This window comes from Pseudomonas sp. S10E 269, from assembly GCF_002798465.1.
Lineage (GTDB): Bacteria > Pseudomonadota > Gammaproteobacteria > Pseudomonadales > Pseudomonadaceae > Aquipseudomonas > Aquipseudomonas pergaminensis.
The window spans coordinates 768,355-781,381 of sequence record NZ_PHIJ01000001.1 but is presented as its reverse complement, the minus strand read 5'-3'; the positions used below and the strand labels follow the sequence as shown (position 1 = coordinate 781,381).

Sequence of the window (13,027 nt, the reverse complement as noted above, 5' to 3'; positions counted from 1 at the left end):
CTCCCACACTGACTGCATTCCAATAGGGCGATAAACGTTACTTGGGCTTGCTGTCGATCCAATAGGCACCCTGCAACGGCATCCCCAGGTATTGCGCGTTGATCTGGTTCATGGTCGCCTGCGGATCCAGCTTGGCGAACAGCTCTGGGTGCACCCATTTGGCCAACGATTCAATCGCCAGCAGGTTGTACGGTGAGTTATAGAAGTCATGCCACAGGCCGTGGGCATTGCCCTCACGGATTGCACGAAGATTGGCGAATTCGGGACGCGCCAATACCCGGTCCAGCGCCTCGTGGGCTTCATCTGCGCCAACACCCGCGCCCAAGATCAAGCCGGGCTTGCGGTTGCCGGTGGCTATATACACATCCGGGTCGGCCTTGAGCGCGTACTCGACGCTGATATCGCCCAACGCACCCGGCACCACGCCAGCGGCGATATTGCGCCCGCCGACCAGTGCGATCAGTTCGCCCATGCCACTCTTGCCGGTGGTATGCCCCGGCGCTTGCCAAACGCCGGCCAGCAGTTCGAGGAACACACTCGGGCGCGGCCCCGCCGGCAAGGTGGCGACCGCATCGGTGATCACCTTGATGTGCTGGTCATAGAAGCCCAGGAACGCCTTGGCCTGGGCTTCACGCCCCAATGCCTGGCCCAGCGCGGTCATGCTGGTGTGAGTGCCCTGCACCGGGTTGATGCGGAAGTCGACGAACACCACCGGAATGCCCGCCTTGGCCAGCACATCGGCGACCGGACTGTGTTCGGTGGGGCCGTGACCGGAAATGCTGAACACTGCCAGGTCAGGTTTCAGCGAAAGGATTTCCTCGGCGCTGACGCTTTGTTCCGACGCTTGCCCGATCAACGGGATGTCTTTCACTGTGGGAAATTTCGCCACGTAGGCGTTGTAGGTGTGTTGGTCGAGCAGGCGCAAATCGTTCTGCCAGCCGACGATGCGCTGGAAGGGCGCGTCCTTGTCCAGCAACGCAAACGCCGAAATCAGCCGGCCTTCACCTAGGACAACGCGCTTTACGGTGTCAGCCACTTCGACCTTGCGGCCCAGCACGTCGGTGACTTCATGGGCGGCAGCGGTTTCAGCGTGGCCAAGGACCAGGGCGCCGAACAGCACACCCAGCTTGAGCAGGTGACGGGGTTTCAACATGGCAGGGACTCCAGGTGAAGGCGGCGCATCAGACATCGCTCCAGCGCCGCAACAGGTTGTGATAAGCGCCGCTCAGTTGCAGCAGCGCGTGGTGGTCGGCGTGTTGGGCGGTGAGGGTCTGGATCGCGACGTCCATGTCCAATAGCAACTGGCGCTGGCTGTCTTCGCGCACCAGGCTTTCGATCCAGAAAAAACTGGCAAGGCGCTCGCCACGCGTCACCGGGTTGATCTTGTGCAGGCTGCTGCCGGGATAAATCAGCAGGTGGCCGGCGGGCAGCTTCACCGCGTGCTCGCCGAAGGTGTCGCGGATCACCAGTTCGCCGCCGTCGTAGCTGGCCGGGTCGGCCAGGAACAGGGTGGCGGAGATGTCGGTGCGCACCCGTTCGCGCACGCCCTTGAGGCCGCGAATGGCATTGTCGATATGCCAGTCGAACGCCTCGCCGCCGCTGTAGCGGTTGAACAGCGGCGGGTAAATGCGCTTGGGCAAGGCGGCGGACATAAACAGCGCGTTGTCCGATAGCCGCGCCAGGATCTGTTCGCCAATGCGAATGGCCACCGGCGAATCCTGCGACAACTGCCGGTTGTTTTTCGCCATGGCCGAGCGCTGCCCGGCCGTCACCTTGCCGTCCACCCAGGGCTGATCGAGCAAGGCGGCCACGGTGGTGTCGACTTCGCTGGCACTGAGCAATGCTGGGATTTCGATCAGCACGGGTCAGAACTCATAATCGACGCTGGCGGTGAGGGTGCGCCCGGCACCTGGGATGCCGTAGAGCTGGAAGCCGTCGAGGGACGCGCCGACCTGGCTGTAATAAAACTTATTGAACACGTTGTTGAGGTTGAGGTTGACCGTGGTGTCCTTGTTCACCTTGTATTGCGCGGCCAGGTTGCTCAGCCAGTAGCCGGGGGCTTTTTCGTGGTCGCGGGTGTAGATCGCATACACGCCGGACGGGCCGTTGGCGTAGCTGCTGTTGTTGTTCAAGCCACCGACGTATTTATTGTCGGTGTAGCGGCGGCGGCCCACGTATTGCTCGCCGTAGCTGAGGCTCAGGGCGTCGGTGACGGCGTAGGTGGTCCACAGGTTGGCGGTCAGGTCGGGCACGTTCTTGGCTTCGGCGCCTTTGTTGATGCCTTTGGTCTGCGTGCTTTTGAGTGCCGAGAAACCACTGTAGGCAGTCCAGCGGGGGGTGATATTGCCTTGCAGGCCTAACTCGATACCGTCGACCCGTTTGGCGGGCAGGGCGCGTACCGGAGCGGATTCGCCGTCCTGGTATTCCCAGGCATTGTCCAGTTCGGTGCGGAAGATCGCCGCCGTGACGTTGAGCCTGTCGTGGGCGATGTCCCACTTGGTGCCCAGTTCGTAGGTCTTCGATTTGGCCGGGCTGTAGTTGCTGGTGCTCGCTGCGCCGTAGATCTGGTTGTTGGTCGACGCACCCAACGCCGACGGCTGCGCCGCCTCGCTGTAGGACACATAGAGGCTGCCGTTGGGCAACGGCTTGAACACCGCGCCGACCCGACCGCTGACGGCACCGTCGGTGCTGCTGATCGTGGCCTGGCCGCGCTGGCGGGTTTGCGCACGCCAGTTGTCGTAGCGCAGCGACCCCAGCACTTGCCACTGCTCGTTGAGGGTGATCGTGTCGCCCAGGTAGAGACCGGCGTTGTCGATCACCGAGCGCGGGTCGCCTTCGCCTTTGGTCACGTAGGTACTGGCGAAGCTGTGGCTGGGGTCGTTCATGTCGAAGAGCATGTCGCCAGCCGGCACTTTGGCGTTGCGTTTCAGCCCGCCGTAGGTCTCGTGATAGAACTCAAGGCCGCTGACCACCGCGTGCTGCAGGCTGCCGGTGGTGAGGTTGAAATTGAAGTCGGTCTGGTTGTCGAGGATGGTGTAGCGCTTGGACAGGCCGAAGTCGCTGCCGCGCAGGATGCCGTAGGCGGTGTTGCTGTTATTCACGTAGTCGGTGTAGGCATTCACCGTGCTGCCCGGTACTTGGCTGATAGGGCCTACACCGGTGTAGCCCAGGGTCGCACAGCGCGTGCCGGTGCAGGTCTTCTGGCCATTGGCGTTGGCAGCGAAGAAGCGCGCCGGGGAGAGCACGGCAAAATTGTCGCTGCGTTCCCAGCGGGTCTGGTTGCGCAGGTTGGCGTCGTTCCAGTCGAAGTCATGCTCGAAGCGTGCCGTGAGCGAGGTGGTTTTGTTTTCTTGGGTATAGAGGCTGGAGTCGCCGTACCAGTTGGAGCGTTTCACGCCCGGCATGCGGTCGCCATTTTTCCCACGCTGGATCGGCACGCCGCCGTCCGGGGTATTGGTGTCTTTCTGATAGAAGGTGTCGACGAAGAACCGCGTATCGGTGCCCAGGCCGAAGCCGAACGAGGTGGCGATGCCCCAGCGGTCATAGTCCACGTCGTCGCGCTCGGCCACCTGGTTGTAGTGCTTCATCAGGTTGATGCGCACGGCGGTGGTGTCGTTCAGCTGTTTATTGAGGTCGGCCGTGAGGCGGCGGTAGCTGTCGGTGCCGATCCCGGCCGAGACTTTGTTGGCATCGCCCAGGTGCGCTTCCTTGCTGACCAGGTTGACGCTGCCACCCACGGCGGACACCCCGGACTCGATGGACCCGGTGCCCTTGAACACTTCCGCCTGTTGCAGGTTGAACGTATCGGTGCGCGTCGACATGCCCGCATCGCGCACGCCGTCGACGGTCAGGCTCTGCTCGGAAGAAAATCCGCGAATCGAAAACAGGTCGCCCCAGCCCAGGTTGCCCTCACCCGACATAAAGGTAATGCCTGGCACGTTGCGCAACACTTCCTGCAAGGTCTGCGCGTTCTGCTCCTTGAGCACCTGCTGCGGCACGATGGTCACGCTTTGCGGCGCGTCCAGCAGCGGCTGGCTGATTTTCGCCGAGGTCACCCGGTCCACTTTGAAGGTGGAAGTGGCTTCGCCATCGACCTTGATTTCCGGCAGGCTCAGCACCGAGTCGTTGGACGTGGCCGTTGGCGCATCCGCCAAGGCAACCGGGGCAACGCTGCCGGCAGCCAACAAACCGAACATCGGTGCCAGGGTGGTGTGCAGCGTGTGGCTGCGAGGTGTGGGCAATGACATGGGCAACTTCCGAGTCTAAATTACAATTACTCTCATTTAGGTTCGGTAGTCTAAAGAGCGATTTCGCCTGCCATACCCCAGGTTTGTATCGCTGATGCGTGATTATGGTTTCCTACAACATTCCATTACATTTGCGCGTGCTGCTGGCTGAACTTTCGGCTATTTGCTGCGTTTCATTGTTTTTCGGATTGACTGCCCATGGCCAAGCAAGACCACCTGCTGATCGTTGATGACGACCCGCAAATCCGCCAGCTGCTCTGCGACTACCTGAGCGATGCCGGCTTCCAGGTCTCCACTGCCGCCGACGGCAAGGAAATGCGCCGGCGCCTGGCGCTGAATGTCATCGACCTGATCGTCCTCGACCTGATGCTGCCCGGCGAAGACGGCCTGAGTCTGTGCCGCGAACTGCGGGTGAACTCAAACACGCCGGTGGTGATGCTCACGGCAAAAGGCTCGTTGATCGACCGCATCGTCGGCCTGGAAATCGGCGCCGACGACTACCTGCCTAAACCGTTTGACCCGCGTGAGCTGCTGGTGCGCATCAAGGTGGTGCTGCGTCGGGTGCAGAGCTTTCCCGACCGCGCACGCCTGGATGAAGCGCCAAGTATTCGTTTCGCCGGCTGGCAGCTCGACACGCGGGCGCGGCAATTGCTCTCGCCGGAGGGCGTGGTGGTCAGCCTCGGCAATTCAGATTACCGCGTGTTGCGCCTGCTGTTGCAGCACCCCAATCGCCCGCTGAGCCGCGATTTTCTGCTTAATCACGTGTTCGACAAGGACAGCACGCCGTTCGACCGTTCCATCGATGTGTGTGTCAGTCGCCTGCGCTCGCAACTGCCGGCGGGGCTGATCAAGACCGTGCGCAACGAAGGCTACATGCTCACCGCCGACGACGTGGTGCTGGAATCGTGAGACTGCTGCCGCGTTCGCTGTTCGGGCGGTTGGTGCTGATCCTGGTCAGCGGCATGCTTGCGGCGCAGGCCCTGACCAGCAGCATCTGGTACGACCGGCGCCATGGGCAGGTGCTGGAAATCCCCGCGCGGTTGATCGCCACGCGCCTGGCCGACGTGGTACGCCTGGTGCACAGCGACCCGCAACAGGCTGACCTGCTGATCAAGCTGCTCGACACGCCGACCTTCCGCCTGACCCTCAGCGACCAAGCCAGCAATACACCCAGCACCCTCAAGGACAGCGACCGGCCCACCGAACGGCTGATCAAGAAAGTGCTGTCGGAAAAAACCGGGTACGCCCACACCCTGATCTTGTTGCGCCTGTCCCTGGTGGATGGCGATGGGCACACCGCCGGGCTGTCGACCTTGCTCGGCTCCAAGCCGGTGGTGGGGCAATTCCTGATCGACCTGCGCCTGCCCGACGGCCGCTGGTTGCAGGTGGATGCCAGCGAGGAACAGGGCTGGACCAGCACTTCGCCGCTGGACCTGTTGTTCGACTACGTCATGCGCATTTATCTGTTGCGGGTGCTGGTGCTGGTGGTGATTGCCCTGGTCGCCGTACGCCTGGCCATCCGCCCGCTCAATGCACTGGCTAAGGCGGCCGAGGCCTTGGGCCGGGATATCCAGCGCCCGCCGTTGTCAATGGACGGCCCCACCGAAGTGCGCCGCGCAGCCCAAGCCTTCAATGCGATGCAACAGCGGCTGATCGCCAACATTGCCGAGCGCACGCGGTTCCTTGCGGCCATTTCCCACGACCTGCGTTCACCGATCACACGCCTGCGCCTGCGCACCGAGATGCTTGAGGACAATCGCACCAAGGAGCGTTTTCGCAGCGACCTGGAGGAAATGGAGCATATGGTCTCCAGTACGCTGGATTTTGTCAGCAGCGGCGAAATCAACGAGGCGCGACAAAACATCGATATCAATGCCTTGCTGCAAAGCTTGCAGGCGGATGCGGAAGATGTGGGTGAACACGTACGGATCGAGGGGCGTGCGAAACAGCCATTGCCGGGGTATGCCCGCAGCCTCAAGCGCTGTGTGCAGAACCTGCTGGAAAATGCGCTGCGTTATGGCTCCGACGTGGTGGTGCGCATCGACGATCAGGCGGACAGCTTGAAGATTGTCATCAGCGACCGTGGCCCGGGGATTCCCCAGGAGCAACTCGACCAAGTGATGGAGCCGTTCTATCGCGTGGAGGGTTCACGCAACGCCGAGACCGGCGGGTATGGCTTGGGTTTGAGCATCGCTCACACCATCGCCAAGGCGCATGACGGGCGGTTGAGTTTGCGTAATCGGGAGGGAGGCGGGCTGGAAGTGGAGTTGCAGTTCCAACGCAGATCCTGAGGCTCGCGCAGGGGGGTTATGTAGTGAGCGGGCTTGTTCTGCGCTGGGCTGCGCAGCGGCCCCATTAAGGCCGCGGCAGTATTACAGATACAACGCGTTGTCAGTTTTTAGGGCTGCTTCGCAGCCCCGCGCGGGACAAGCCCGCTCACCACAACAAGCCCATCACAGGTTGGGGCATCAGGCCCCGTGGCACTTCTTGAATTTCTTCTCGCTGCCGCACGGGCAAGGATCATTGCGACCCACGTCCTTCAAGGCATTGCGCACCGGCTCCTGGTGAGCGTGGCCGCAGTTCGGGCCGTGGACATGGCCGTGGTCGTGATCATGGTGATCGTGATCGTGGTTGCAGTCAGGACCATGGACATGGGGTTGCTGAGTCATCGATGTCGCTCCGGAATAAAATCGCCGGGGATTATCTCGCCATTGTGGTTCACCTGCACGTCATAACCGATGAATAATCCGGTTTTCAACTCACCTTCCAGGCGATACGGCACAGGCTGGTCGGGTTTTTTCAACATCTGCACCACATCACGGATCTGCGGCCAGAGGTTGGTGCGCACCGACACCCGGAAAAACTTATGACTGCGCGGCGGTACGGTAAGCCACTCATTGGACTCACCCTCGGTCAGCACGAAGTCGCCCAGGGTGACCTTGTAGATCAAACCGCGCACGGTCAGGTCGTCGTCGTTGCGGTTGTCCACGCGAAAGTACAGCTTGAACTTCTGCTCCAGCAGCTTGGCGCGCACCACCTCGACTTTCACCAGGGAGACATGAGGCGGCGGCGAATCGTCTTCGAACCACGACGCGCAACCGGTGAGGCCAAGGGTCAACGCCAGCATCAAGCTGTACATCCGGAGCATGGCGTGAGTCCTGTGGTGGTTAGAGGTAGCTGGAACAGCACTTCTTGAATTTCTGCCCGCTGCCGCACAGGCAGGCATCGTTGCGTCCGGCCTTCACCTCCACCGTCGGGTCGATGAAGTACCAGCGCCCGTCATTCTGTACGAAAGACGACTGCTCGCGGTGGCTATGTTCACCGTTGCTGTCATGCCAGCGCGCGGTGAAGGTCACGAACGCGTGTTCCGGCTGGCCGCCGAACACCTCCGAGCTTTCCACCTCAAGGCCGAGCCAGGTGCTCTGGGCACTCCAGGCGGCGATGGCGTTGCGGTCCAGGCCCGGTTGTTGGGCGGGCAGGGTGGTGGCGACCAGGTAGTCCACCAGGCCCAGGACGTAGGCGCTGTAGCGCGAGCGCATCAACGCGGTAGCGCAGGGCGCCGGGTGCCCGGCGTGATAATGGCCGCAGCAGGCATCCAGCAGGTTGCCACTGCCGCAAGGGCAAATGGATGTACTCATCGGGTTACCACCAATACTTTCCAAAGTTTTCCGGGTTGGCCCAGAAGCGGGCGTTGAGCCAGTCCGGCACTTGCTTATAGTCAAGCAGATCGTAGGTAAACAGCGTCAGAACCTGCTCATCCCGCTGGAAACGCTCGCCGGCCTGCAGGGCCAGGGAGAAGAAGTCGGTGTCCTTCCAGTCGCAGGCGCCCAGGTCCACCAGCACCGCAATGCGGCTGGCATTAAGGTTACGGATGCCGCCAAGCAGGGTCAGGCCTTGCGGTTTTGACAGGTGCTCCAGGCAGTCCACCACCAGCGCCAGGTCAAATCGCTGTGCGGCAAGCTCTGTAGGCAACGCGCCCGGTGCCGCGACGGACACCTGGGTATCCGGATGGGCTTTTTGAAAAGCCTCCAGCGCCGGGAACTGGCTGGCGCCCAACAGCAACAGGCGTTTGGGCTGGTGCAGGTCGAGCAAGGCGGCCAGCGCTTGCTGGGGGGTACGGGCAGAAATACCGGCGGTCATCAGAGATCCTCACATCAAGACCGTAGAGACTAGCGCGGCTGAGCGTGCGGGCCTAGAGCGGGTGGCTGCGAAAAGTCCGACAAACACGACGATCCTCAATGAATACAGGGGCGCGGCGTAGTGGCGCAGATGAAAAGAGCCGTCTTTACTCCACCCATCGGCCCCCGCCGATCCCCTCAGGAGAAATCAGATGAGCATCATGCGGACAGCTCTACCCTTGGTTCTGCTAACCGGAGTATTGACAGGTTGCGCAGGTTTGCAAAAAACCGATTGGCCCACCTGCGCCGCTGTTGGCGGCGTGACCGGTGCGGCGATCGGTGCCACTGAAAGCTCGGCCTACGCAGGCTATGGCGCGTTGCTGGTGGGCGGCATGGCTGGCGCCTATTGCTGGGTACACGGCGATGGCGACGAAGATGGCGATGGCGTGCCGGACAGCCGCGACAAGTGCCCGGGCACGCCGAAAGGTGTGCAAGTCGATGCCGATGGCTGCCCACCCGTAGCGCCTCCAGCGGTGGTTGAGGAGGTCGTGGTGGTCAAGGAAGAAACCATCGTGATCCGTGATGTGCACTTCCAGTTCGATTCGGCCCAGTTGACGGCGGCGGACAAAACCAAGCTCGATACCGTTGCCACACGCTTGAAACAGGAAGCCCCGACCGCCCAACTGCGGGTCAGTGGCCATACCGACAGCGTCGGCAAAGACGCCTACAACCAGAAACTCTCGGAAAAACGCGCCCACTCGGTGACCGATTACTTGATCGGCGCCGGTGTACCGCGCAGCAATTTTGTATCGGTGACCGGTGCGGGCGAGAGCCACCCCGTAGCCGATAACAAAACCGCTGAAGGCCGCGCCTTGAACCGCCGCACGGAAATCCAGATTAACCGCTGACGGCCCTTGCCCCTGTGGGATCCACAGGGGCATTGCTGCCAATCCTCCTCCTTTATTAACTTTTTTGATCCTTCACTGGCAAAGCGCCTGTGGAAGTCGTTACTGTGCGTCCAAAGAAAAACTAGAAATGTTTTTTGAAAAATTCAGGGGAGCTCCATGATGCGTAAGGTTTTATTGTTGGCCCTGTTGGTCAGCCCCGTTGCCCTGGCCCAGAGCGTCAGTGTTGAAACCAACTCATTGATGCGCCTGCCCAGCAGCACCAGTGTGTTGCAACTGGAGCGCCTGGACGTGGCGGACTACGGTACGTTGCTGATTCCGGCTACCCTCAGCCAAGTCACTGTGGACGAACTGCACCTGGGCCGCGACGCGCGCATCGCCATCGTTCCCGGTAACACCGCCCTGCAATTGCAGGTGCGTCATGCGCAGTTGGATCACGGCAGCCAGATCACCTCACGCGGCGCTCCCGGCACCCATGAAAAACCCGCCAAGGCTGGGCGTGACCTGACCTTGCGCATCAATTCGCTGGCAGCAGAAGAACTCTCGGTGGACGCCCGTGGCGGCGCCGGTGCCCAAGGTTATGCCGGGCTCGATGGCGCCAACGGCGAGGATCCGGGCTGCACCTGGGGCTCAGCCGGTCGTGGTGCCAATGGTGATAACGGCGGCGATGGCTTGCCAGGCGCGGCGGGTGCGCAGGTGCGGGTCGAGTTGCCGCAGGACTTCCCGGCGCAGCAGATCAAAGTCTGGGTCGATGGCGGTGCGGGCGGTTTGGCCGGTACGGCGGGCAAGCCTGGTAAAGGCGGGCAGTCGAAGGGCTGCCTGGTGTACCGCGCCGACGGTGGAGAGAAGGGTCGCCCGGGGTTGGAAGGGCAGCCGGGGCCGGCTGGGCCTGCGGGCACTGTGACCATTCAGCGGCTGTGAGTCGTTTGGGCTGACGTCTTCGCGGGCAAGCCGCTCCCACATTCGACCGCATTCTCATGTTGGAACTCGGTCAACTGTGGGAGCGGGCTTGCCCGCGAAGAGGCCCTAAAGAACACCCTTAGAACATCGGCCGAGCCGAAGCAATCGCCACCACCACCAACCCCACGATCAGATTGATCCCCACCAATTTGCGGATCTGCCCCAGCACCGCAGCACCCGCCGGCCAATCCTCCGCCGCCACCGCCGTGCGCAATTCCGGGAATTTCAACGCCTGGATACGGATAAACAACGCCGTCATCACCAGATACAAGCCCATCATCACCTGCACATAACGGGGCGCCGTCTCAAACCCGCTGAAGCGCAACTGCAGCAGGCCGATGCCGCTGATCGGCAAAACCGCCACCGCCACCCACACCCATACAAAAAAACGTTGAAACACATTCGCCCACAGCTTGAGTCGGGCAGGGCCTTCAAGTGCCGCCACAGCGGCGGGGCGCAGGATCATCCAGGCGAAAAACATACCGCCGACCCAGATCAGGGCGGCCAATACATGCAGGGTGTAAGCGAGGCTAAACGCGGTCATTGTGGTACTCCGTTCTGCGCGGGATTAATTAGCGGGGTATGATAGCGGCCGATCCGAACCACTGAAAATTTATCCAGCGTTTTTTGCGCCCGACTATCCATGATCAGCACTGAACTCAAAACCACGATCCAGGGCGCCTATTCGCGTTTTCTCGAAGCCAAGAGCTTGAAACCGCGCTACGGCCAACGCCTGATGATCGCCGAAGTGGCCAAGGTCCTCGGGGATATCGACACCGACGACGAAGGTCGCCGCGAGGGTGAACCCGCGGTCGTGGCTGTCGAGGCCGGCACCGGTACCGGCAAGACCGTGGCCTACAGCCTGGCCGCGATCCCCACCGCCAAGGCCGCCGGCAAGCGCCTGGTGATCGCCACCGCCACCGTCGCCCTGCAGGAGCAGATTGTCTACAAAGACCTGCCTGACCTGATGCGCAACAGTGGCCTGAATTTTACCTTCGCCCTTGCCAAGGGCCGTGGGCGCTACATGTGCCTGTCCAAGCTCGACGTATTGCTGCAGGAAGGCCACGCGCAAACCGCGACCGCCCAACTGTTCGAAGAAGAAGGCTTCAAGATCGAGGTCGATGAGGCCAGCCAGAAGCTGTTCACCAGCATGATCGAGAAACTGGCCGGCAATAAATGGGACGGTGACCGCGACAGCTGGCCCACCGCCCTCGAAGACGCCGACTGGGCGCGCTTGACCACCGACCACAGCCAGTGCACCAACCGCCATTGCCCCAACTTCGGCCAATGCGCCTTCTACAAGGCCCGTGAAGGCATGGGCAAGGTCGATGTGATCGTCACCAACCACGACATGGTCCTGGCCGACCTGGCCCTGGGCGGCGGTGCGGTATTGCCGGATCCGCGTGACACCCTCTATGTCTTCGACGAAGGGCACCACCTTCCCGACAAGGCCATCGGCCACTTTGCCCACTACACGCGGCTGCGCTCCACTGCCGACTGGCTGGAAACCACCGCGAAGAACCTCACCAAGTTGCTGGCCCAGCATCCGTTGCCCGGCGACCTTGGCAAGCTGATCGAACAGGTGCCGGAACTGGCGCGGGAGATCAAGACCCAGCAGCAATTCATGTTCAGCGCCTGCGAGCAGGTGGCCGACTTCAAGCCCGGCGAAGACGTCGAGGGCCGTGAGCGGCCCCGTCACCGTTTTGTCGGCGGGCTGATCCCCGAGCACATGCGCGAAATGGGCATCGAGCTGAAGAAGGGCTTTTCACGCCTGACCGACCTCTTCACCCGTCTCACCGATTTGCTCAAGGAAGGCATGGACGGCGAGGTCAACATCGGCATCGCCAGCAACCAGGCCGAGGAATGGTACCCGCTGTTCGGCAGCCTGCTGTCGCGCTCCCAGGGCAATTGGGAGTTGTGGACCGCCTTCACCGTCGAAGACCCGGAAGACAACCCGCCCATGGCGCGCTGGCTGACCCTGTCGGAAAGCGGTGCGTTGTTCGATATCGAGGTCAACGCCAGCCCGATCCTGGCCGCCGAAATGCTACGACGCAACCTGTGGAACGTGGCCTACGGCTGCCTGGTAACCTCGGCCACATTGACCGCCCTGGGTACTTTCGACCGCTTCCGCATGCGTGCCGGCCTGCCGAAAAAGGCCGTCACTGCAGTGGTGCCGAGCCCGTTCCATCATGCCGACGCGGGTGTGCTGCGGGTGCCGGACCTCAAGGCCGACCCACGCGATGCGGCGGCCCACACCGCCGCGATCATCCGTGACCTGCCGGAGCTGGTGGAAGGTTCACGCGGTACGCTGGTGCTGTTCTCGTCACGCAAACAGATGCAGGACGTGTTCGACGGCCTCGACCGTGACTGGCGCAAGCAGGTGTTTATCCAGGGCAACCTCTCCAAGCAGGAAACCCTGAACAAACACAAGGCGCGCGTCGATGGTGGGGACTCCAGCGTACTGTTCGGCCTGGCGAGTTTTGCCGAAGGCGTGGACTTGCCCGGCGCCTACTGTGAGCATGTGGTGATCGCCAAGATTCCGTTCTCGGTGCCGGACGATCCGGTCGAGGCGGCCTTGGCCGAATGGATCGAGGCACGGGGTGGTAACCCGTTCATGGAAATCTCGGTGCCGGATGCTTCCTTGAAGCTGGTCCAGGCCTGCGGTCGCTTGCTGCGTACCGAAGAGGACCGGGGCACCATCACCTTGCTCGACCGTCGTTTGGTCACCCAACGCTATGGCAAGGCTATCCTCAATGCCTTGCCGCCGTTCAGGCGCGAAATTTCTTAAGCCACCGTG

General features: G+C 61.9%; 13 protein-coding genes. 5 read left to right on the top strand and 8 right to left on the bottom strand.

Going from position 1 to position 13,027, the window contains the following annotated elements:
• Positions 1 to 37 precede the first annotated feature (37 nt).
• From CWC48_RS03780 to CWC48_RS03770, 3 genes are read right to left on the bottom strand one after another with little or no spacing between them, the layout of a single operon-like run.
• Positions 38 to 1,153, bottom strand: coding sequence for an ABC transporter substrate-binding protein (locus tag CWC48_RS03780; RefSeq protein ID WP_100491360.1), 1,116 nt, complete (start codon positions 1,151 to 1,153; stop codon positions 38 to 40).
• Between the two features lie 28 nt (positions 1,154 to 1,181).
• The gene (locus tag CWC48_RS03775) at positions 1,182 to 1,862 is read right to left on the bottom strand and encodes a Fe2+-dependent dioxygenase (RefSeq protein ID WP_078047234.1); all 681 of its coding nucleotides are present in this window, start codon (positions 1,860 to 1,862) and stop codon (positions 1,182 to 1,184) included.
• A gap of 3 nt (positions 1,863 to 1,865) precedes the next feature.
• Positions 1,866 to 4,247, bottom strand: a complete 2,382-nt coding sequence (locus CWC48_RS03770) for a TonB-dependent siderophore receptor (protein ID WP_100491359.1) — start codon at positions 4,245 to 4,247, stop codon at positions 1,866 to 1,868.
• A gap of 198 nt (positions 4,248 to 4,445) precedes the next feature.
• Here CWC48_RS03770 and CWC48_RS03765 point away from each other — a divergent pair, with 198 nt between their 5' ends.
• Together CWC48_RS03765 and CWC48_RS03760 are read left to right on the top strand one after the other, a co-directional pair.
• A complete protein-coding gene (locus CWC48_RS03765) occupies positions 4,446 to 5,156 on the top strand; it encodes a response regulator (protein WP_028619233.1) in 711 nt (236 codons plus the stop codon).
• Positions 5,153 to 6,538, top strand: coding sequence for an ATP-binding protein (locus tag CWC48_RS03760; protein ID WP_100491358.1), 1,386 nt, complete (start codon positions 5,153 to 5,155; stop codon positions 6,536 to 6,538). The genes CWC48_RS03765 and CWC48_RS03760 overlap by 4 nt, the downstream gene beginning before the upstream one ends.
• A 177-nt stretch (positions 6,539 to 6,715) precedes the next feature.
• On the opposite strand, the gene CWC48_RS03755 is transcribed toward CWC48_RS03760, so the two are convergent.
• Genes CWC48_RS03755 through CWC48_RS03740 form a run of 4 tightly spaced genes read right to left on the bottom strand, consistent with a single transcriptional unit; the run spans position 6,716 to position 8,387 of the window.
• Positions 6,716 to 6,916, bottom strand: coding sequence for an SEC-C metal-binding domain-containing protein (locus CWC48_RS03755; protein WP_003189235.1), 201 nt, complete (start codon positions 6,914 to 6,916; stop codon positions 6,716 to 6,718).
• Positions 6,913 to 7,395: an LEA type 2 family protein gene (locus tag CWC48_RS03750; RefSeq protein WP_100491357.1), complete on the bottom strand. Its 483-nt coding sequence runs from the start codon at positions 7,393 to 7,395 to the stop codon at positions 6,913 to 6,915. The genes CWC48_RS03755 and CWC48_RS03750 overlap by 4 nt, the downstream gene beginning before the upstream one ends.
• A gap of 19 nt (positions 7,396 to 7,414) precedes the next feature.
• The gene (locus CWC48_RS03745) at positions 7,415 to 7,885 is read right to left on the bottom strand and encodes a YchJ family protein (RefSeq protein ID WP_028619236.1); all 471 of its coding nucleotides are present in this window, start codon (positions 7,883 to 7,885) and stop codon (positions 7,415 to 7,417) included.
• Between the two features lie 4 nt (positions 7,886 to 7,889).
• Positions 7,890 to 8,387, bottom strand: coding sequence for a DUF6231 family protein (locus CWC48_RS03740; protein ID WP_010212387.1), 498 nt, complete (start codon positions 8,385 to 8,387; stop codon positions 7,890 to 7,892).
• Between the two features lie 190 nt (positions 8,388 to 8,577).
• Here CWC48_RS03740 and CWC48_RS03735 point away from each other — a divergent pair, with 190 nt between their 5' ends.
• The gene (locus CWC48_RS03735; RefSeq protein WP_078047240.1) at positions 8,578 to 9,273 is read left to right on the top strand and encodes an OmpA family protein; all 696 of its coding nucleotides are present in this window, start codon (positions 8,578 to 8,580) and stop codon (positions 9,271 to 9,273) included.
• Positions 9,274 to 9,432: 159 nt separating this feature from the next.
• On the top strand, positions 9,433 to 10,191 hold the full coding sequence (locus CWC48_RS03730; RefSeq protein ID WP_100492497.1) for a hypothetical protein: 759 nt from the start codon (positions 9,433 to 9,435) through the stop codon (positions 10,189 to 10,191).
• A 118-nt stretch (positions 10,192 to 10,309) separates the two neighbouring features.
• Here CWC48_RS03730 and CWC48_RS03725 read toward each other — a convergent pair whose 3' ends face one another.
• Complete coding sequence (locus CWC48_RS03725) at positions 10,310 to 10,774, bottom strand: CopD family protein (protein ID WP_078047241.1); 465 nt, start codon at positions 10,772 to 10,774, stop codon at positions 10,310 to 10,312.
• A 99-nt stretch (positions 10,775 to 10,873) separates the two neighbouring features.
• On the opposite strand from CWC48_RS03725, the gene dinG reads away from it, so the two are divergent.
• On the top strand, positions 10,874 to 13,018 hold the full coding sequence (gene dinG, locus CWC48_RS03720; protein WP_010212383.1) for an ATP-dependent DNA helicase DinG: 2,145 nt from the start codon (positions 10,874 to 10,876) through the stop codon (positions 13,016 to 13,018).
• The last annotated feature ends 9 nt before the right edge of the window (positions 13,019 to 13,027 follow it).